The organism is Saccharothrix sp. NBAS 001 (assembly GCF_056640475.1).
In genome coordinates, this window is sequence record NZ_CM153251.1 from 7,834,783 (window position 1) to 7,853,129 (window position 18,347).

Below are 18,347 nucleotides of genomic sequence, written 5' to 3' on the forward strand. Positions count from 1 at the left end.
GTGTCAGCGCCGGTGTCAGGGGGAGAGCAGGTCGGTGTCAGCGCGGCCGGTGACAGTGGCCGCATGACAACTTCCGCGATCGTGGCCTCGGGGCTACGGAAGAACTACGGGGACAAGACCGTGCTGGCCGGCATCGACCTGGACGTCCGCGCCGGCACCGTCTTCGCCCTCCTCGGCCCGAACGGCGCGGGCAAGACCACCGCGGTCAACGTGCTGACCACGTTGCTCAAGGCCGACGGCGGGGTGGTCCGGGTCGCCGGGCACGACGTCGCGACCGAGACCCGGGCGGTGCGCGCGGCCATCGGGGTCACCGGCCAGTTCGCCTCGGTGGACGACCTGCTGACCGGGGAGGAGAACCTCCGGCTGATGACGGACCTGCACCACCTGGGCACCCGCGAGGGCAAGCGGGTCACCGCCGCGCTGCTGGAGCGGTTCGACCTGGTGGACGCGGCGCGCAAGCAGGCCGCGACCTACTCCGGCGGGATGCGCCGCAAGCTCGACCTGGCGATGACGCTGGTCGGCGACCCGCGGATCATCTTCCTGGACGAGCCGACGACCGGCCTGGACCCGCGCAGCCGGCGCACCGTGTGGGACATCGTCCGGGGCCTGGTCGCCGACGGCATGACCATCTTCCTCACCACCCAGTACCTGGAGGAGGCCGACCACCTCGCCGACCGGATCGCCGTGCTCGACCAGGGCCGGCTGGTCGCCGAGGGCACCGCCGCCGACCTCAAGCGCCAGGTCCCCGGCAGCCACGTCCGGCTCCGGTTCGCCGACGCCGAGGCGCTCGGCACGGCGACGCGGGTGCTGGCCGGCTCCACCCCGGACGCCGAGGCCCTGGTCCTGCGGGTGCCCGGCGACGGCGGCGTGCGGTCGTTGCGGGCCCTGCTGGGCCGGCTGGACGAGCAGTCCGTCGAGGTCGAGGAGTTCTCCGTGCACACGCCGGACCTCGACGACGTTTTCCTGGCCCTGACCGGACACGCGAGCACCGAGGAGACCGCACGATGAGCACCACCACGGCACCCTGGACCGACTCGGCGATCATGCTGCGCCGCAACTTCAAGCACTCCGTCCGCAACCCGGTCACCGTCTTCAACGCGATCCTGCTGCCGATCGTGCTGATGCTGATGTTCGTCTACGTGTTCGGCGACGCGTTCGACGTCGGCGTCGACTACATCGACTACGCGACGCCGGGCCTGATCCTGATGGCCATCACCTACGGGCTCAGCGCCACCTCGACGGCGGTGAACTCGGACATGACCAAGGGGATCATCAACCGGTTCCGGGTCATGGACGTCTCCCGGGGCGCGGTGCTGACCGGTCACGTCGTGGCCACGGTGGCGCGCACCGCGATCGCCGTGGCGGCCGTGCTCGGGGTGGCCTTCCTGATGGGGTTCAGCCCGTCCGGCACGGCCCTGCACTGGCTCGCCGCCATCGGCGTCATCCTGCTCACGATCGTCGCGGTCACCTGGCTGACCATCGCCCTGGGCCTGGCCGCGAAGTCCGTGGAGTCGGCCGGGATGGCCACCGTGCCGCTGATCATGCTGCCGTTCTTCAGCAGCGCGATCGTCCCGGCCGGGAAGATGGGGGCAGGCGTCCGGCAGTTCGCCGAGTACCAGCCCTTCACGCCGATCATCGAGAGCCTGCGCGGGTTCGTCGACGGCACCCCGGCCGCCGGCCAGACCACCGCCGCGATCGCCTGGTGCGTCGGGATCGCCGTGGTCGGCTACCTGTGGTCGCGGGCGAAGTTCAGCAAGCGAGCGTGACCGAGGCCAGCTCGCGCCAGTCCGCCGCCGACCCCTCCCGCACCGCCTCGGTGAACGCCGGATCGCCGAGGCGGTGCCGCACCACCCGCTCGATCCGCGCCCCGTCCGGTTGGGTGCGGTCGGTCAGGCCGATCACGCCGGCGCTCGCCCCCAGCAGCCGCGCGGCCCGCTCGGGCCGCTCCTCGCGCAGGGCCAGGTCGGCGATCCCGACCAGGACCTGCGCGACCAGGATCGCGTGCCCCGACTCGGACACCGCGTGGAAGGCCGCGACGCGGTGCTCGCGGGTCTCGTCGAGACCTTCGGCGAGGTAGCCGAGCAGGTCGTGGGACATCGCGCGGATGTAGGGCTGCTCGGCGTCGCCGCCCAGCAGGCCCTCGGCGACCGCGAGCTGCCGGCGGGCCCGCTCGGCGTCGCCGCTCCAGCGGGCCAGCTCCGCCTCCGCCAGGGCCAGGTCGGCCAGCGCCTCCGGCCAGGCGACCCGGCGCGCGTACCGGCGGGCCTCCGCCAGGGCCGCCTCGCTCGACCGCTCGTCCCCGGCCAGCCAGTGCAGCTGCGCCTGCCGCGACCGCATCCGCACGACGTCCTCGGTCGCGCCGACCTCGGTGACCACCTCGATCGCCTGCTCGTAGTAGTCGCACGCGCCGGCGAACTCGCCGCGCATCGCGATCCGGTTCGCCAGCTCGGTCAGCGCGAACGAGATCCCCCACCGCTCGCCGACCGCGCGGAACTCGGTGAGCGCCAGCTCCAGGTAGGCGTCCGCGTCCCGGCCGCCGTGGCCGTTCATGATCCGCATCTTGCCGAGCTGGATCCGGGCGACGGCGCGCACCCACGGGTCCTCGTGGGCGAGCAGCGGCTCGTAGGCGAGCAGGAACGAGTCCGGCGCGCGCAGCAGCCGTTCCAGCGCGGCGACCAGGGGGACCGCCGGGTGCAGGTCCGGCGAGCGCCGGTTGATCTCGGCGACCTTGCGGATCCACTCCTCCGCCTGGCGCTGGTCGCGGCTGCGCCCGGAGGTCAGGAACGTGGTGACGAACGCGTACACCGCCGCCTGGACGTCCTCGGTCACCTCGCCGGGCACGGCGGTGGCCGCCATGATCAGCTCGCCGCCCTCGGCCTTGTGCCCGCCCAGCCACCAGTACCAGCCGGCAGCCGCCGCGAGCCGCATGGCGTCCTGCGCCTCGCCCGCGGCGATCGCGCCCCGGATCGCGGCGTTGATGTTGTCGTGCTCGGTTTCGAGCAGGGCGAGCCACTCCAGCTGCTCGGCCCGGCGCAGGTGCGGCTCGGCGGTCTCGGTCAGCCCGGTGAAGTGCGCGAGGTGCGCCCGGCGCGCCAGGTCCACCTCCCCGGCCTCGGCGAGCCGGTGCCCGGCGTACTCCTTGATCGTGCCGAGCATCCGGTAGCGCGGGGCCCCGTCGCCTTCGGTGACCACCAGGGACTTCTCGGTCAGCGCGGTGAGCAGTTCGAGCACCTGCCACGACTCGACGGACTCGCCCGCGCAGACCCGCTCGGCCGCCTCCAGCCCCGCACCGCCGGAGAACACCGCGAGCCGGCGCAGCACCACCCGCTCGTCGTCGTTGAGCAGCTCCCAGCTCCAGTCGATCACCGCGCGCAGCGTCCGGTGCCGGGGCAGCGCGGTCCGGCTGCCGCCGGTCAGCAGGCGGAACCGGTCGTCGAGCCGGTGCGCGACCTGGTCGAGGGACATGGTGCGCAGCCGGGCGGCGGCGAGTTCGATGGCCAGCGGCATCCCGTCCAGCGCCCGGCAGACGCGCGCCATGGTCGCCAGCACCGGGGCGTCGACCACGAAGTCGTTGCGCACCGCGGCGGCCCGGTCACGCAGCAGCCGGACCGCGGGCGAGGACTCGATCGCCTCCGCGTCCGCGTCGCCCGACGGTAGCGCCAGCGGCTCGACCAGCCACAACGCCTCGCCGGTGATGCCCAGCGGTTCCCGGCTGGTCGCCAGCACCCGCACCCGCCGGCACTCGCCGAGCACCCGGTGGGCGAACGCCGCCGCCGCCTCGATCACGTGCTCGCAGTTGTCCAGGACCAGCAGCGCCTCCCGCTCGCGCAGCGCGGCGACCACCCGGTCCGCCGGGTCCGCGTCCGCCGTGCCGCCGAACAGCCCGCCCCGCAGGCCGAGCACGGCCAGCGTCGCCTGCGCCACGTCGCCGCCCGCGCCGACGGAGGCGAGTTCCACCAGCCAGACCCCGTCCGGCGGGACGTCGAGCAGCGTGCGCGCGGTCTCGGTGGCCAGCCGGGTCTTGCCCGAGCCGCCCGGCCCGATCAGCGTGGTGAGCCGGTGCCCGGTGACGAGTTCGCGGACGGCGGCGACATCGGCGTCCTTGCCGACGAAGCTGGTCAGCTCGGCGCGCAGGTTGGTCGTGCGGCTCTCCTCCCGCCGGCCGACCTCGCCCCGCAGCAGAGCGACGTGCAGCGCGGACAGCTCCGGCGAGGGGTCGACGCCCAGCGCGTCGGCGAGGGCCTCCCGGGCGCGCTGGTAGACCACCAGCGCCTCGGTGCCGCGCCCGGCCGCGCCGAGCGCGCGCATCAGCGCGGCGACCAACCGCTCGCGCACCGGGTGCGCGGCCACCAGCCCGGTCAGCTCGGTGACCAGCTCCGCGCCGTTGCCGAGGTGGACCTCCGCCTCGAACCGGTCCTCCAGCGCGGCCAGCCGCAGCCCCTCCAGCCGGACCACCGCCGCGTCGAACGCACCGCTGTCGGTCAGCCCGACCTCCTGCATGGCCGCGCCGCGCCACAGGCCCAGGGCCTCGCGCAGCAACCGCACCCGCTGCTCCTGGTCGCCACCCCGGGCCTGCCCGACGAGCCGTTCGAACCGCACCGCGTCCACCGCGTCGGGGTCCACCACCAGCCGGTAGCCGCCCGCCTGGCCGTCGACCACGCCGTCGGGCAGCACCCGCCGCAGCCGGGAGGCCAGCCGCTGCAAGGCGTTCGCCGCGTCCGCCGGCGGCTGCTCGCCCCAGATCCAGTCGACCAGCGTCGCCTTCTGGACCACCCGACCGGGTGACAGCGCGAGGGCGATCAGCAGCGCGCGCAGCCGGGCCCCCGGCACGGCCGCCTCGACGCCGCCGCCCGTGCGGACCTCGAATGGTCCCAGCATCCCGATCTGCACCCGGGCCATTGTGCCCTGGTCGCCCCGGCCTCCCGCGCCGCACCGACGAACCGCCCGGCGCACCGGCCGCAGACCCGTCCGGTCGACACCCCCAGGGCCGACCGGACGGATCCGCGGCCCCCGACCCGGTGACCGTTCGGATGAATCCGACCCGTTCCATGGTGGCCCCGCCGCCGGGGTGCGCACCATGGATTCGGCCAGGGCCGAACCGGGCGGGCGGTCCGGCCGGGAGGGGGAACCGTGCTGCGCGTCCACTTCACACCGGCAGACCTGCTGGACGTGACCTTCGCCGAGGAGCCCGCGCCGCTGATGGAGCTGTCGCTGGCGCTCGCCACGCTGCAACGCGACGACGGCGCCCGCCCGGAGCTGCACGACTGGCGCCGGCGGCTGCGCCCGGAACTGCCCGCGCCCGCCCGGCTGCTGATGGAGATCATGCCCGCCGCCGCGAACGGCCCGCTGTTCCTCGACCCGCCCACCCCCGACCTCGACCACGGGCTGGACCAGGTCATGACCGCGCCGCGCCCGGTCGTCGAGGCCGAACTGCACAAGGTGCTCGACTCGCGGCCGAGCCCCAGCCCGTGGACCCGCGACCTGCTGGCCCACGACCGCCGCGCGTGGCGGACCCTGCACCGGTCCCTGCGCACCGCCCACGAGAGCGTGCTGCGCCCCCGCTGGGACCTGGTGGCCTCCGGTTTCCGGCTGGAACGCGCCTGGCGCACCCGGCAGCTGGCGGGCCTGGGCGCGCGGCAGGTGCTCGCCGACTGGGTGGGGCTGCGCTGGCACGACACCGTCCTGGAGGTCCCGCACCCGCGCGACCTCGACCTGGTGCCGGACGGTCGCGGGATCAGGCTGCTGCCGTCGATGATCTGGACCGGCCGCCCGCTCATCGCGCCGCAACCCGGCGGCCCGACGCTCCTGCTGTACCCGGCGCTGTGCGGCCTGCCGCAGATGATGGCCGCGCCGGCCGACGACCCGCTCATCGCCCTGCTCGGCTTCACCAGGGCGCACGTGCTGTCCGTGCTCACCGGCACGCTCACCACCGGCGACATCGCCCGCGAGGTGGGGATCGGCAAGTCCTCGGCCTCCGAGCACGCCACCGTGCTGCGCAACGCCGGCCTGATCACCAGCCGCCGGCACGGCAAGGCCGTCCTGCACACCTGCACCCCGACCGGCCTGACCCTGCTGGCCCACCGCTGGACCGCGGCACCGGATCCGTCCCCGGTCGGATCACCGGTGTACCCGAATGGCTCGGCTCAAGAGATGTGAACGGCCGCAAAACGGCGCATACGATCAAGGGATGGCACCCGACGCGGCGCGGCGGAGCGACCGTTCGAGGCGGGCCATCCTCGCCGCCGCCCTGGAGCTGGTCGAAACGCTGGGGTATGCGAAGTTGACCATCGAGGCCGTGGCGGCCCGCGCCGGGGTGGGCAAGCAGACCATCTACCGGTGGTGGCCGTCCAAGGGACCGCTGCTGTTCGACGCGTTCGTCGAGCTGAGCGCGTCGGGACGGGCCGTGCGGCCGTGGGGCGAGCTGGGCGACGACCTCAAGGCCGAGCTGCGCGACGCGATCGACGAACTGGTCGAGCGGCGGTTCGACCAGGTGTGCCGGGTCCTCGTGCACGAGGCGCGCACGGACCTCGTCACGCTCCTGCTCACGCCCCGCCGGGTGGTCATGGAGCAACGCCTGACCGCCGCGCAGCGGGCCGGGGAGATCCGCGGCGACGTGGACGTGCCCGCCGCGGTGGAACTGCTGCTGGGCCCGGTGTACCAGCGGTGGTTGCTGCGCACGGGCCCGTTGACCGGGACGTTCTCCGACACGGTCGTCGATCTCACGCTCCGGGCGCTGCGCGGGTGGCCGTGATCGATAAGGTCTGTCGATCATGGGGTATGCCGTGGTCGACGTCGAGACGACCGGGTTCGCGGCGGGGCGTTCGGACCGGGTCGTGGAGATCGCGGTGGTGCTGCTGGACGACCTCGGCCGGCCCGCCGGCGAGTGGTGCACGCTGCTGAACCCCGGCCGGGACCTCGGGCCGCAGCACGTGCACCGGATCAGCGCCGCCGACGTGTGGGACGCGCCGACGTTCGCGCAGGTCGCCGGGACGCTCGCGCGGCTGCTGGCCGGGAGGGTGCTGGTGGCGCACAACCTGGCGTTCGACGCGCGGTTCCTGGCCGCCGAGTTCGGCCGGCTGGGCGTCGACCTCGCGGTGGACGGCCTGTGCACGATGCGCCTGGCCGCCCTGTTCCTGCCCGGCGCGAAGCGCTCCTTGCAAGCGTGCTGCGACGCGGCGGGCGTCGTCCTGGACGACGCGCACTCCGCCCTGCACGACGCGCGCGCCACCGGCCGGCTGCTCGCGCACTACCTGCGCGACGGGCGGCTGGACGGGCCGACCGTGCCGTGGCCGCGCCTGCCCGGCGACGACGTGGCCGAGGTCCGGCGCGGGCACGCGACCGTCGTGCGGACCGCGCCGGACGTGCCGCTGAACCGGGGCGACCTGGTGGTGTTCACCGGCCAGATGACCGAGCCGCGCGACGTCTGGATCTCCCGCGCGCACGCCGCCGGTCTGGTCAGCCAGGGCTACGTCACCCGGTCGACCCGGGTCCTGGTGGCGGCCGACCCGTTCACGCTGTCCGGCAAGGCCCGGCGCGCGCGGGCCTACCGCGTGCCGATCGTGTCGGAGGGGGACTTCCAATCGATGGTGGTTTCGTTACACCGGTGAGAAAAGATCACCGGACCGGGTGGCGTCGGGGCTATTGAAAACGCCGCGACCTGCGGGGAGGCTCTTGACGAACAGCCTCCATCCGGCGGAAGGCACGAGTCCTATGAGCACCGTGCAGACCACTTCTTCCCGTGCCGTGTGGGACGACCTCGTCTCCGGACTCCCGTTCGGGGTGCTGCTGCTGGACGAGACCGGCGCGGTGCTCGCGGGCAACCGGGTCGCGGGCTCGATGATGGGCGTGTCGTGCGCCGCGCTGCCCGGTTTCCGCCGGACCGAGGCGTGGGACGCCTCGGGCGCGCCGCTGCCCTCGTGCGCCGAGCTGGCCGAGCAGGTGCTGCGCACCGGCGCCCCGCTGGTCATCCCGGAGGTGCTGGCGCACGCCCGGGTCTGGGCCGAGTACCACCCGCTGGAGCTGCGCGGACAGGTCCTGGTGGTGCTCCGGCCGGTGCAGGCGGACGTGCCGCACTCGGCCCGGATGCTCGACGCGCTGACCGGGCTGCCCGGCCGGGCGCTGCTGCTCGACCGGCTGGACCAGGCGCTGACCAGGGCCCGGACCCACGGCACGCTGGCGTCGCTGGTCCTGGTCGACGTGCACCAGCTCGCCGCGGTGAACCGGGAGCACGGTTTCCAGCGCGGCGACGAGGTGCTGGCGGTGATCGCGGGCCGGCTGCGCGAGGGCCTGCGCGACGACTACACGGTGGCCCGGTTCGGCGGCGACGAGTTCGCGGTGGTCGCGGAACACCCGAACGGCAGCGGCGAGGCGGTCGCGGCCAGGGTGCGCGAGCTGGCCGGGCGGGCGGTGCGGATCGCCGGGCGGCGGCTCCGGCCCGGCGTCCGGGTGTGCTGGGTGACCAGCGACGGTGACGCCCCCACCCACGCGGTCGTCACCCACGTAGAGGACCGCCTCCGGCACTGAACCCGGAGGGTGATCGACCCCGGAACAGGGCTGAGCCCCTGGCTCCGGGTGCCAGGGGCTCAGCTGCGGGTGGCGCGGCGGTCGATCAGATCCGCGGCAGGATCGCCGTGTCCTCCATCGCGTCGAACGCGTGCAGCCCGGCCATCGCCGGCGAGTGCGCGCGCTCCGGGGCCAGCGGGTTCGGCACGCCGACCCCGCTCACCCGGTTGAACTGCGGCCTGGCCACCGATAGCGGGGGCAGGTCCGGCGTGATCTGGCGCGGCTGGGCGACACCCGGCAGCGGCAGCACGATCGGCAGGCCGTGCGGCGCGGCCAGCTGCGGCACGCCGAGCTGGGACGTGGGCAGCCGGCGCTGCTGGCCCCGGGCACCGAGCCGGGGCAGGTGCGGCAGCCCGGCCGCGTCGCCGACCAGCGGCAACGTGCCGGAGAACGAGCGCTCCTCGACCAGCGACGGCACCGGCACACCGGACTTCAGCTGGGGCAGCTCGGCGGTCGCGGCGGCGTGGAACAGCCGGTCGGCCAGGCCGTTGACCAGCTCACGGGCACCCGCGCGCTCGATGCGGTCCAGCCGCTTGATGCCTTCCGGGCCCTGCGCACGCGCCAGGCCCTCGTCCACGCGCCCGAGACCTTCGGCGCGGTCGAGCCGGCCCAGGCCCTCCGGGCCCTGCGCGTAGTCGACGTACGGCGTGAGGTCCGCGCGGCCCAGCCCCTCCGGACCCTGGACGTGGCTCAGGCCGGACTGCACGCGGCCCAGCCCCTCCGGGCCCTGGAGCGAGTCGAGCTGCCGGTTGACCGTGGCCGCCACGCGGCGCAGGCCGCGCACGTCGACCAGCGACGACACGTCCGGCACCCCGCCGATGCGCGGCGGGTTGCCGGCGTCCGGGACCGCCGGGACGGCGGGCAGCGCGGGTGCCGCGAAGGCGGGCACCGCGAACTCGGTCGTCACGTCGTCGGGCGTGGCCACCCGGGTCTCGGGCAGGCCGTCGAACCGGGTCGGGTCGGGCAGGTCGTTGAGCGGCAGGTGGTTCAGCGGGAGGTCGACCGGCAGCTTGGGCAGCTGGACGGTGTCGGTCATCGAGGACACGTCGGGCAGGCCCGCGTTGGCCAGGCCCGGCACCTGCGGCAGGACGTTGCGCGGCGCGGGCACGACACCCGTCGGCAGGCCGCCCAGCCCGACCGGGTCGGGCAGCTGGTTGAGCGGCAGCCCGCGCGGGTCGGTCAGCTTGGGCAGCTGGACGGTGTCGGTCAGCGCGCCCCGGCCGACCAGGGCCGCCGGGTTGGCCAGCACGGCCGGGTCCGCCAACCGGGCCGGGTCCGCCAGGAAGCGGGTCACGCCCAGGTCGGACATCCGGTCCAGGCTGCCGAACGAGCGCAGCCGGTCGAGGCTGCTCAACGTCGGCAGGTCGGTCGACTCCATCAGGCTGTCGATGCTGCGGGGCAGGTCGACGCCCTGGAGTTCGGCGGTGCGGGCGGCCTCGTCGGCGGCGGCCTGGGCCGCGACCGGGTCGGCGGCCAGCTCCGCCGCGCGGGCCAGCAGCGCCGCCGTCGCGCTGTCCACCACGCCCGTCGGCACGTCGTGGATCACCGGCAGGTTCGCCAGGTCCGGCGTGGCGAGCGAGTCGGTCACGCCGGCGGCCGTCGCCGGGTCGCCCAGGGCGGCCGGCTGGAGGTGCGCGGGCACCGAGGCCAGGACCTCGGAGGCCGCGCTGTCGGGCACCACGCCCGCGCCGGCGGTGTCGGTCACCGTCTCGGTGAACGGCTGGACCGGCAGGGCGCGCTGCCCGGCCGCCCCGTCGCCGACCACCGAGTCGCGGTTGCCCGAGGTCACGACCACCCCTCGGGCGACGGACTGGAACTGGTCGGCGGCCGGGTGCTCGCCGCCGCCGCCGTAGGAGCCCAGCGCGGTGGGCGCCTCGGCCGGCAGGGCCAGGCTGCGCGCGCCCGGCTCGCCGGTCGCCGGGACGCCCGCGTGCGGGACGAACCCGCCGGTCACGTCCGAGACGCCGGTGCCGAGCAGCACCGCGGTGTCGCCGGAAGCGTGCCCCGGACCCGACGTGGCGGTCTCGAAGATGTCGCCGACCACCGCGCCGAGCTTGCCGGTCGCGCCGGCCTGCCGGACCGGGTCGCCGAACGCCTGGCGGGCCGCGTCGTTGAACGACTGGCGGCCGGGCGCGGCGGGGGCGGAGCGGCCGAGCGCCGTGGGCGCGGTGACCGCGTTGCCGAGAGCAGTGCTGTTGTCGTCCCGTGTCGTGGCGGGACCGCCGGTCTTGATCACCTTGTCCTCGGTGGTGTTCCGGGACGCGTCGCCCACGGCGCCGACCTCGTTGGCCAGGCCCGAGGCGGGAGTGCCCGCCGGGACCTTGCCGAGGCTGCCGGGAACGACCCCGTCGTGGCCGGTGGTACCGGTGTAACCGCCGGAGGTCGAGTCCGCGCCTTGCTCGCAGTCGAGGGAAGAGACGAGGCCGTCCGGGACGCCCTTGCCGCACACGTCGACCGTGCCGTTCGGCGGGGCGACCAGGTCGTGGCCGGACAGCGTCGTGCGGGTGTGGTCGATCAGGGCCCGACGGCTCGTCGGGGTGTCGAGCAACCGGCCCGAGGGCGTGCCCCGGAGGCCGCCCACGCCGCTGCCGGCCACCGGCAGGTTCACCGGGAGGGTGGCCGGGTTGCCGAGCGCGGTCGGGTCGACGCCCTTGGCGGGTGCCTGCGCGTCCTCCCCTCCTTGGCCGGTCTGGACGGGCGCGGTCTGCGCGGGAGCGGTCTGCGCGGGAGCAGTCTGCGCGGGAGCAGTCTGCGCGGGAGCAGTCTGCGCGGGAGCGGTCTGGCTGGGCGCCGTCTGGGCGGGCGCGGTCTGGGTGGGCACGGCCGTGTCACCGGTCGGGTCGGTGGGCTGGGTGGCGGTGGTCGGGTCGGGCTGCGCGGGGGCGGTCGTGCCCCCGGTGGGTGCCTGCACGTCGCCGGCGGTCGGCGCGGGCGTGCCGCCGGTCGAGGGGGCGAGCGCGGTGGGCGCGGTCAGCGGGAGGCCGGCGACGGTGCCGGCCACGCTCCCGGTGCCGGTGCCTCGGTGGCCGTTGGCCTCCGGGCCGGAGTAGGTGCTCTCGGCGGAGGCCGGGCCGGTCTCGGCGGGCAGCGACCGCTGCCCGGCCACCGGCGTCCGGCCGGTGGTGGGCAGGGCCACGTCGCCGGCTTGGGCGCGCAGCTTCGCGATGGTGTCGGCGAGCAGGTCGCCGCCCGGCACCGCGACGGCGGTGTCCGGGAGGTCGCCCAGCTCGGTCTCCGGCACGGCGAACTCCCGGCCCGCGATCGAGCCGTCCGAGCGGAACCCGCCGGTCTTCCCGGCGGCGTGCTCGCAGGTGCTCAGCGACGCGGCGTCACCGCCGGGTGCGAACGCGGCGGCGCACAGCTGGGCGGGCGAGACGACGTCGAGGTCGGCCCGGTGGCCCCGGGCGAGCGGCGAGGCGTCGAGCGGGATGGAGCGGTACTGCCCGTTGCGGACCAGGGGGTTGAGCGGAGCGCCGTTCACGCTGCGGGCGCCGATCTCCCGGTCGATCTCCGGCGCGCGGTGGCCGGCCGGAGTGCCCAGGTTGTTGTCGTCGACCTTCAACGGCATCTGGAGCAGCGCGTCCAGGTGCGGGGGCGGCGCGTCGGGGTTGACGTTCTCCTGGGCTGAAGCGATGCCCGTACCGAGCATCAGCAAACCACCCGTGACAAGTGCGGATTGGATACCGCGCTTGGCCCAGGTTTGCATGGGTTCTCCTTCTGCCAATGTCCCTTGCGGGAGGTGAAGGGTGGTCGGACGCGTTGCACCGCGTCAGGAGGCGACCACCCGGATCGGGGGGTGGTGGCGCGGCTGGTCGACCGGTGTTTCAGAGGTGCGCGAGGACGCGCGACGGTCGACTACCGGGACGGCTGGTGAGCCGTCGCGGACCGCGCGCGGAAATCAGTCAGGGGTGATGCCGGGCGACTTGCCGGGCATCACGGTGTTCCGCTCGGTGGCGGGCAGCAGTGCCCGTGCCACAGCGGAATCGAAGGTGTCGGCGGACTCGGCCGTGAACGGGCCGCTGTTGCCGCCTGCGGAGCCGGAACCGTCGCCGCCACACGAACAGTGCGCCGGCACCCCAAGTGGCGGCGCGAACGGGACGAACGGCAGTCCGGCGGGGTCTCCCGGCTGGGAGTAGTGCGGGGTTTCGTCGGACAGCACGTCGAGCGGCTGCACCGGCGCGGACGCCCAGGTCTCGCTGAACCTGCCGAACGGCCCCCGCACCACCGGGGTGTCGACCGGAGTCGGCACGGCGGTGGCAGCGGGAGCGGGCTCGACGCGCTGGACCTCGGTCTCCACCGGGCGGCCCGAAGGGGCCCCGGCGCGGACCGGCGCGGTCGGCGCGGGCAGGTTCGGCTCGAACCAGGCGCCCACCTGGTCCACCGCGGCGCGGAGGTCCTCCGCGACGCGGCCCAGGTCGGGCTGGGTCGCCTCGCTCGCCCGCCGGGCGAGCAACGAGGTGTCGAGGCCCTGCACGATCTCGCCGACCGGTGCGAGGGCCTCGGGTGCGGGTCGGTCCGCCACGACCTGCGTGACGGCGGCGACCACGTCGTCGGGATCGGCCACCTGTGCGGAGGCCGGTGCGGTGGAGAGCGCCCACGCGGCGGCAGTGCCAGCCAGCGTGCCGCCGGCGACGAGCAGCGCACGGGAGAGCAACCGCTTGGCGCGGCGCACCCCCGAACCCGCTCGACCGGCCGACGACAACACTGGTACCTCCACCTGAACGCCATGAGTGTGTCGACACGGAGGATCGAAGGTGATCAAGCCGACGCCGTCGAGCGTGCCAGCCGGCGAGGGCGGCCCGCACCCCTTCGCCGGCGGGTTCCCCGGATCGTGTGATCAACACAGAGTGTTGTCAGGGTTGACTCTGCGTGTTTGACACTGGTCAGACCCTCTTCAGCACCCGGGCCGCGCCCGCCGCCGCCGTCGAGGCGAGGATCCAGCCGACCGCGATCAGCGCGCTGGACAGCCACTGCGAGGCCCCGCTGAACTTCCACTTGCCGTCCTGACCCAGGTCCACGATCGGGATCAGCAGGTCCACCGAGAGCAGCCACGGGTTCCACGTGGGCGACTCGTCCTTGTTCAGGTTCGGCATCTCGTGGCCGAGGAACCACAGCGCCCCCACCAGCCAGAACGCCGTCAGCCAGGCGATCGCCAGCCACGGCCGGTAGCCGTAGCCCACGGTCCAGCGCTGGAGGAAACCCCACACCCGCCCGGCCCGGCCCAGCTCGGAGTACCGCCGGTGCTGCTTCTCCAGTTGGACGTGCTGCGCGAGTTCTTCCTCGCCGCCGTCGCGGTAGACGTTCGCCAACTGCTCGTAAGGCCCCGGCGCGAAGTCCGGTTGCACCTCGCGCAGCCAACGCAACCGCGTGCGCACGTCCACCGGCGGCGTCGAAGAAATGGAGGCGAACGTGAAATCCTCCACGTCCACACCGCCGGTCGCCGCCCACAGCGCCGGACCGTCGTGCACGGCCGTCGCGCTCACCCGCCGCAGCACCACGCGGCCGACCGGGATGGTGTCCTCGGACAGCCGCAGCACGAGCTGCTGCACGGTCAGCCCGTACGCGTTGAGCGCGATCTCGGAGTTCGGACCGCCCAGCCGCGCCCCGGTGAACGTGGCCATCTTGCCGACCTCCGCCAACCTGATCCGCACGCCGCCCTCGGCGGTGAACCCGTGGCTGCACAGGAAGTCCTTGCCGATCGTGGCGACCCGCGCGTCCAACGAGGGCTTGAGCGTCCCGTTCACGCGCCGGCGCGGCGACAGCAGCGACGCGCCCGAGCAGTCGAGGGTCGAACCGATCTCCGCGTTCTGCAGCCGCAACGACCCTTTCGCCCGCAGGTCGCGTAAGAACAAGGTGCCGCCCACGCGCAGCCTGTCGGCGAACAGGACGTCGATGCCCGGCCCGTGCAGTTGGACGCCCGAGAGGCTCGCGCTGCCCTTCACGTACGCGTCCACGAGTCGCACCTGCCCGTAAGCGCGCAACGCCGACTCGCGCGCCCCATCACCCTGGAACCCGCCGTTGACCGCACCACGCGCTTCGAGGTCGCCGCGCACCTGGATGCCGTCGGCGTGCAACGCCACCGGGATGCGGTCCACGATCTCGCGGGCCTCCAGCTCCTCCACGACCTCCTGCTGCCCGATGGCCGCGCCGGACAGCCGCAGGTAGCCGCCGACCTCCGCGTTGGGCAGCCGGACCGTGCCGCTGGAGGTGAACCCGTCGTCCAGCTCGACGTTGCCCTCCACCCGGATCCGGTCGGCGACCAGCGCGGCGGACTCGTCGGCGGTGCCGCGCGGGATCACCAGGACCGGCCGGTCGACCACGCTGGCCCGCAGCCGCGCGCCGGAGAACACCACGTTGCCGCCGACCCGCGCGCCGTCGAGCAGGATCCGGCCCTCGGTGGTGAACCGCCCGCCCTCGGCGTCGCAGAACAGGTTGCCCGCGATCGTGACGCCGGAGGCGTCGAGGGCGTTCTGGCCGGGGTTGACCAGCCGCGCGCCGCCCAGGTGCACCGAGCCGCCGATGTTCGCGCCGCGCAGCCGCACCTCGCCGCCCGCGCGCAGCGCGATGGCCTGCATCGAGCCGGACAGCCGGATCCGCGCGGCCAGCAGCGCGTGGTCGCCCTTGCTCCGCAGCACCGCGCCGGCCAGCCGGAACGTGCCGTCGACGGTGGCGTCGGTCAGGTCGACCACGCCGTCGCTGGTGAACCCGGCCTCCAGCACCAGGTCGCTGGCGACGCGCAGGTTGCGGCCCCACAGGCCGGGCACCTTGCAGCCGCGCATCCGCAGCCCGACCAGGTGCGCCATCCGCAGGTCCGGCGGCTGCTCGAAGGTGCAGTCGAGGAAGTCCACGACGTGCTCGACCCGCGTGCCCTCCAGCGCGAACAGGCCCACCACGTGCGCGCCGACCAGCCTCAGCGCGGCGCCGGGGATCCGCTCGACCAGCAGCGCCGAGAGCACCTCGCCGCGCACCGTCCGGTCCGGTCGGGGGGTCTTGGCGTCGAACCGGATCCGGCGGCCCGCCGCGAAGGCGGCGCGGATCAACTCCTCGGCGTCGGTCACCAGCCGATCCGATCATCCGGGCGACCGGTGTGACCAGCGTTTCGGTCAACTCGCGGCCATGTTGTCGGTTTGTTCGACGTGCGGAAACGAAACGCGGGCTACGGTGATCGTGTGACGGGGAGCGAGTCGGAGATCAGTGCCCGGGTGCCGCGGCTGTTGAGGATCAGCGCGGCGTTGAGCTGGCGGTTCGTCGCGGTGGTCGCCGCGCTGTACGTGGTCGGCATGGTGGTCGGGTACTTGACCACCATCGTGATCCCGGCCGGGATCGCGCTGCTGCTCGCGGCGCTGCTGTCGCCGGCCGTGGCGGCGCTGGTGCGCGTCGGCGTGCCGCGCGGCCTGGCCACCGGCCTGGTGCTGATCAGCGGGATCGCCGTGGTGGGCGGGGTGCTGACGTTCGTCATCACCGAGTTCTCCAACGGCCTGCCGGAGCTGCAGAAGCAGATCAGCGCGAGCATCGACACCATCCGCGGCTGGCTGCACGACGACCTGCACCTGAGCGACCTCCAGTTGCAGCAGTACCTGGACAAGGCGCTGCAGACGGTGAAGGACAACCAGGCGCAGATCACCTCCAGCGCGCTGACCACGGCGGCGACCGTGGGCGAGCTGCTGACCGGGCTGCTGCTGGCGCTGTTCACGCTGATCTTCTTCCTGCACGACGGCGACGGGATCTGGCGGTTCCTGGTCCGCGCGGTGCCGACGGACGTGCGCGACCGGGCGGACGTGGCCGGGCGGCGCGGGTTCGCCTCGCTGGTCTCCTACGTGCGGGCGACCGCGCTGGTGGCGGTGGTCGACGCGGTCGGCGTCGGCATCGGCCTGTGGATCGTCGGCGTGCCGCTGGTGGTGCCGCTGTCCGCGCTGGTGTTCCTCGGCGCGTTCATCCCGATCATCGGCGCGGTGATCACCGGCGCGGTGTCGGTCCTGGTGGCGCTGGTCGCGGTCGGGCCGGTGGCGGCGCTGGTCGTGCTGGCCATCCTGATCGGCGTGATGCAGCTGGAGAGCCACGTGCTCCAGCCGCTGCTGCTGGGCCGCGCGGTGAAGCTGCACCCGCTGGCCGTGGTGCTGGCGATCACCGCCGGGTTGGTCGTGGGCGGGATCTCCGGCGCGCTGCTGTCCGTGCCGCTGCTGGCGGTGCTGAACTCGGGCATCCGCTCGCTGCTCTCCGACGCGGACAAGGCGGTCGCGCCCAAGAGCGTGGACGTCCTCGAACCCCAGGAGAGCGGCCCGCCGGACACCGGCGGGGACCGCGTCGACGACGGCGACGACGATGACACCGCGGAAGACGACGGCCAGGACGCGGCCGGCGCGGAGAAGGACGAAGAGAAGAAGGACTGATGGCCGGCCCGGAGGACGGCTTAGGCCATCTCCACCAGGTTGCGGCCGAAGCCCTTCGCGGCCAGCAGCGCGGAGTCGGCGGCGACCAGCAGGTCCGGCAGCTCGTAGCCGAACCGCTGGGTGGTCGCCACGCCGATGCTCACGGTCAGCCCGGTGAGCAGGTGCTCCCGGCCGTCCGTGCCGACCGTGGTCACGGCCAGGTCCGCCACCGCGTGCCGGACCCGCTGCGCCACGGACCGGGCGATCGCGGGTTCGGCGTCGGGCAGCAGCACGACGAACTCCTCACCGCCGAACCGCCCGACCAGGTCGCCGCGCCGGACCGTGCCGGACAGCAGCACCGCGATCGCGCTCAGCGCCGCATCGCCCGCCAGGTGCCCGATCCGGTCGTTGACCCGCTTGAAGTGGTCCAGGTCGAGCAGCATCACGGCCATCGGCCGGCTGTGCGAACGGGCCTTGGACAGCTCGTAGCGCGCGCGACCGTCCCAGTGCACGGCGTTGGCCAGGCCGGTCTTCGCGTCCCGCTGCGCGGACCTGCGCCAGTGCGGCAGCTGGGCCGCGCGTTCCAGCAGGGCCATCGGCGCGGCGGCCATCAGGGCGTGCACCGGGGTGGCGGTCGCCACGAAACCCATCAGGCCGCCGATGCTCACCGCGACGATCCCCAGCACGGCGTCGATCGGCTCGCCGACGACCTCCTCCGCCGTCGAGCGCGGGCTGCGCAGCTTCAGGCCGAGCGCGATCACCGACGCCCGCACCACCAGCAGCACGGCCCCGCCGAGCACCGTCAGCGCCAGGTCCCGGGTGGGGTCGTTCCAGCCGATCAGGTACCGGGTGGCGAACACGGCGAGGGCGGTCGCGGACAGCGTGAACACCCAGCGGTGCGATTCGGGGCGCTGGCCCAGCACGCCGTGCAGCGCGGGCCCGAACAGCAGCAGGACCAGCAGGTTGCACGGCAGGGCGATCACGCCGGCGGTGAGGTAGCACAGGTGCGCGGCCCACGGGTTGCGCTCCGACTCGCCCATCCGGTGGCTGTAGATCGAACTGCCGATGATCACCGCCCCGGCGGTGCCGGCGATCGCGCCGAACCGGGCGACCTCGTCGTGGTCGGGCTGCGGGGACGCGGCGATTACGTACACAACCACCGCGAGGGCGAGGGCGTCGATGAGCAGCCAGTAGGCCAGCGCGGACCGCTTCAGCGTCCACAGTGGCCACTCTCGCACGCTCAGCGCACCCCCCGGCGTCGTTGGAGTCGAATGGCGCGGTGTCCCCGGAAAGTCACACCCAGTAATGCTGGCCAGCCTTCCACACATGGTTGTTACGGAACAGACGGCCACCTGGGGGTTAGCCACGCCACTCCGACACGGCAAAATCAGGGGTGAAGGGAGCACGCCGTGCACA

Annotated in this window: 12 protein-coding genes; 7 read left to right on the forward strand and 5 right to left on the reverse strand. The window is 74.2% G+C overall.

Features of this window, described 5'->3' with window-relative positions:
- Positions 1-63 precede the first annotated feature (63 nt).
- Positions 64-1,008, forward strand: coding sequence for an ATP-binding cassette domain-containing protein (locus AC0HI0_RS34390; RefSeq protein WP_480927641.1), 945 nt, complete (start codon positions 64-66; stop codon positions 1,006-1,008).
- A complete protein-coding gene (locus AC0HI0_RS34395) occupies positions 1,005-1,766 on the forward strand; it encodes an ABC transporter permease (protein WP_480927642.1) in 762 nt (253 codons plus the stop codon). The genes AC0HI0_RS34390 and AC0HI0_RS34395 overlap by 4 nt, the downstream gene beginning before the upstream one ends.
- On the opposite strand, the gene AC0HI0_RS34400 is transcribed toward AC0HI0_RS34395, so the two are convergent.
- Complete coding sequence (locus AC0HI0_RS34400; RefSeq protein ID WP_480927643.1) at positions 1,750-4,890, reverse strand: ATP-binding protein; 3,141 nt, start codon at positions 4,888-4,890, stop codon at positions 1,750-1,752. The two genes, AC0HI0_RS34395 and AC0HI0_RS34400, sit on opposite strands and share 17 nt — an antisense overlap.
- 240 nt (positions 4,891-5,130) lie before the next feature.
- Between AC0HI0_RS34400 and AC0HI0_RS34405 the strand changes: the two genes are divergently transcribed.
- The 4 genes from AC0HI0_RS34405 (at position 5,131) to AC0HI0_RS34420 (ending at position 8,523) form a co-directional block, all read left to right on the forward strand.
- Positions 5,131-6,156, forward strand: a complete 1,026-nt coding sequence (locus tag AC0HI0_RS34405; RefSeq protein WP_480927644.1) for an ArsR/SmtB family transcription factor — start codon at positions 5,131-5,133, stop codon at positions 6,154-6,156.
- Positions 6,157-6,187: 31 nt separating this feature from the next.
- A complete protein-coding gene (locus AC0HI0_RS34410; protein WP_480927645.1) occupies positions 6,188-6,751 on the forward strand; it encodes a TetR/AcrR family transcriptional regulator in 564 nt (187 codons plus the stop codon).
- Between the two features lie 19 nt (positions 6,752-6,770).
- Positions 6,771-7,607, forward strand: a complete 837-nt coding sequence (locus AC0HI0_RS34415; RefSeq protein ID WP_480927646.1) for an exonuclease domain-containing protein — start codon at positions 6,771-6,773, stop codon at positions 7,605-7,607.
- Positions 7,608-7,710: 103 nt separating this feature from the next.
- Positions 7,711-8,523 carry a GGDEF domain-containing protein gene (locus AC0HI0_RS34420; protein ID WP_480927647.1) on the forward strand — a complete coding sequence of 271 codons (813 nt, stop codon included), beginning with the start codon at positions 7,711-7,713 and terminating at the stop codon, positions 8,521-8,523.
- Positions 8,524-8,608: 85 nt separating this feature from the next.
- On the opposite strand, the gene AC0HI0_RS34425 is transcribed toward AC0HI0_RS34420, so the two are convergent.
- The 3 genes from AC0HI0_RS34425 to AC0HI0_RS34435 all read right to left on the reverse strand — a co-directional run bounded on the left by AC0HI0_RS34425 (position 8,609) and on the right by AC0HI0_RS34435 (position 15,620).
- Entirely contained in the window at positions 8,609-12,211 is a 3,603-nt protein-coding gene (locus AC0HI0_RS34425; RefSeq protein ID WP_480927648.1) for a hypothetical protein, read from the reverse strand.
- Between the two features lie 249 nt (positions 12,212-12,460).
- Positions 12,461-13,234: a hypothetical protein gene (locus tag AC0HI0_RS34430; RefSeq protein WP_480927649.1), complete on the reverse strand. Its 774-nt coding sequence runs from the start codon at positions 13,232-13,234 to the stop codon at positions 12,461-12,463.
- Between the two features lie 211 nt (positions 13,235-13,445).
- Entirely contained in the window at positions 13,446-15,620 is a 2,175-nt protein-coding gene (locus tag AC0HI0_RS34435) for a hypothetical protein (RefSeq protein WP_480927650.1), read from the reverse strand.
- A 111-nt stretch (positions 15,621-15,731) separates the two neighbouring features.
- Between AC0HI0_RS34435 and AC0HI0_RS34440 the strand changes: the two genes are divergently transcribed.
- The gene (locus AC0HI0_RS34440) at positions 15,732-16,952 is read left to right on the forward strand and encodes an AI-2E family transporter (RefSeq protein WP_480927651.1); all 1,221 of its coding nucleotides are present in this window, start codon (positions 15,732-15,734) and stop codon (positions 16,950-16,952) included.
- Between the two features lie 20 nt (positions 16,953-16,972).
- Here AC0HI0_RS34440 and AC0HI0_RS34445 read toward each other — a convergent pair whose 3' ends face one another.
- The gene (locus AC0HI0_RS34445; protein WP_480927652.1) at positions 16,973-18,169 is read right to left on the reverse strand and encodes a GGDEF domain-containing protein; all 1,197 of its coding nucleotides are present in this window, start codon (positions 18,167-18,169) and stop codon (positions 16,973-16,975) included.
- Positions 18,170-18,347 lie beyond the last annotated feature (178 nt).